Origin of the sequence: Buchnera aphidicola (Chaetosiphella stipae setosa), assembly GCF_964059095.1 — a bacterium.
In the GTDB taxonomy this organism is placed as follows: Bacteria; Pseudomonadota; Gammaproteobacteria; order Enterobacterales; family Enterobacteriaceae; genus Buchnera_J; species Buchnera_J aphidicola_BP.
This window is the reverse complement of sequence record NZ_OZ060394.1, coordinates 1-2,696: the sequence shown is the minus strand read 5'-3', so window position 1 is coordinate 2,696 and position 2,696 is coordinate 1. Positions and strand designations below refer to the sequence as shown.

The window sequence follows — 2,696 nt, the reverse complement described above, 5'->3', positions numbered from 1 at the left end:
AAAAAAAAAACAAATAAAATAATAATCAAAGACAAAGGAATGACTAAAGAACTTTGATTATTTTAAGATATGATTCTTTGATATTTTTATTAAAAAAATTTATAGAAACTTTTAAAAAATCTTAATATTTTCCAGGAGAATAGAAACTTAAATTTCTAGAAAAAATATAAAAAAAAATTATAAATACTAAACCAAAAAAAAAAAAAGAAAAAATTGAATCTAAATTGATAGTACAAAACAGTCACTTACATCATGATCACATAAAATTTTTAAAGTTAATAAATTTAATTGCAGATATTTTAAGTGACGATAAATATATTCCTTTAAATTAAGTATAATAATTTGAAAAAATTATAATTATTTTCAATTTTTTTTTTAAAAAAAAAACTAAAAAAAAAGATCCTTAATAAATATTTTTAAATAAAATAAAACAAATGATTTTAAAAAATATAAATTTTTTCACTACATAAATTAAAGTAATCAAAACATTAATAATATAACTTAAATAAATAATAAATACTATTTTATTTTACTAATTTTTTTTTCAAAAAAAAAATTATTTTTTTTTAAATAAATTAACAATATTGATATAGCAGATGGAGTGATTCCTGAAATACGAGAAGCTTGACCGATAGAAGTTGGCTTATAATCTTTTAGTATAGATTTTACTTCATGAGATAAACTAGAAATAGAATCATAATTAATTTTTTTTGATAAAAAAATATTTTCATATTTCAAATTTTTTTTAATTTCTTTATGTTGACGAGAAATATATCCATCGTACTTTATTTGAATTTCTACTTGTTTTAAAGATTCAATATCATTTGAAATTTTAGAATTATATAAATTTAATTGTATTAATTTTTTAAGATGAACTCCTGGTCTTTTTAATATCTGAAAAAGAGTTGTATTATTTGTAATTGGTTCTGATAAATATTTATTTAATTTTTGTGTAATATGCAATTTAGGTTTAAAAATAACAGACTCAATATTTTTTTTCTCTTCATTAATATTATTAATTTTTTGATTGTAGCGATTCCATCTAAAATCATCTACTAAACCAATATCTCTTCCTATCTTAGTTAATCTTAAATCTGCATTATCTTCACGTAATAGTAATCTATATTCAGCTCTTGAAGTAAACATTCTATATGGCTCTGTAGTTCCTTTTGTACATAAATCATCTATTAAAACACCAATGTAAGCCTGATCTCGACGAGGATACCAAAAAGGTTTTTCTAAAGCAAAAAAAGAACTATTAATCCCAGCAATAATACCTTGAGCTGCTGCTTCTTCATATCCTGTAGTACCATTTATTTGACCTGCTAAAAAAAGACCAGAAATAAACTTAGATTCTAAAGTTAAATGTAAATCCATTGGATTAAAATAATCATATTCAACAGCATATCCTGGTTGCAAAATTCTAACATTTTTAAAACCTTGAATTGTTTTTAAAAATTTTTTTTGTATATTAAACGGCAAACTAGTAGAAATTCCATTAGGGTAAATTATATCGCTTGTCAAACTTTCATTTTCTAAAAAAATTTGATGTCTAGATCTACCTGAAAATCTTTTTATTTTATCTTCTATAGACGGACAATAACGTGGACCTAATCCAGTTATTTTTCCTGAATATACAGCACTTAAATTTAAATTTTTATGAATGATTTCATGAGTTTTATAATTTGTATATGTGATATAACAAGAAATTTGTTCCAGTGGAATATGTTCTTTATTTATAAAAGAAATATATGGTGTAGGAAAATCACCTTTTTGTTCTTCTAAATTTTTAAAATCAATACTTTTTTTATCAATTCTAGGAGGTGTTCCAGTTTTTAAACGATTAATACGAAAAGGATAATATTTTAACTTATCTGCAAGTAAATTAGAAGGTTTATCTTTAAATCTTCCACCTAAAAAAGTTTTGTCTCCAATATATATCTTTCCATTTAAAAAAGTACCTGTAGTTAAAATAACAGATCGAGAAAAAAAATAAATATCATTTTTTGCAATCACTCCAAGAATTTTATTATTTTTTATATTTAAATCTATCACTTCAGATTCTAAAATAAATAAATTTTTTTGGGAAAAAAGTATTTTTTTAACTACGTTAGAATAAATTTTTCGATCAACTTGAACTCGTGTTGAACGAACTGCTGGACCTTTTTTTGCATTTAACACTCTAAATTGTATACCAGAATGATCAGCAAAAATCCCCATAGATCCACCTAACGCATCAATTTCTTTTACTAATTGACTTTTTCCAATTCCGCCAATAGCAGGATTACAAGACAAACAACCAAAATTTTTTATACTTTGTGTAATTAAAAGAGTTTGACAACCTATTTTTGATGAAGCTAAACACGCTTCAACCCCTGCATGGCCACCGCCTACTACGATAACATCATAAGAATTTTTAATTTTATACAAAATTTTCCGTAAACCTCTTTTTTTTTGTCTAAAGTAATTTATATATAAATATATAATATTTAACCCAGCTTTTAAAGAAATAAAAAAAAAAGAATAAAAAAAAAGATTAAAAGAAAAAGAATAAAAAAATAAATTTTTATAAAAAAATTAAATAAACTTATTATTATTAATAAAAATTATGTTTATAAAAAACTAAAAATTTTATTTTTTTGTTGTTTATTTTTAATTTTTTTTTTGTTTATAAGATGTTTAAAATATGTTTATAA

At 21.7% G+C, this 2,696-nt stretch carries 1 protein-coding gene; it reads right to left on the bottom strand.

Annotation, left to right across the window (positions count from 1 at the left end):
• Nucleotides 1-519 precede the first annotated feature (519 nt).
• Nucleotides 520-2,430 (bottom strand): tRNA uridine-5-carboxymethylaminomethyl(34) synthesis enzyme MnmG, encoded by a 1,911-nt coding sequence (gene mnmG / locus AB4W52_RS00005; RefSeq protein WP_367675317.1) that lies wholly within the window; start codon nucleotides 2,428-2,430, stop codon nucleotides 520-522.
• Nucleotides 2,431-2,696: the final 266 nt, after the last annotated feature.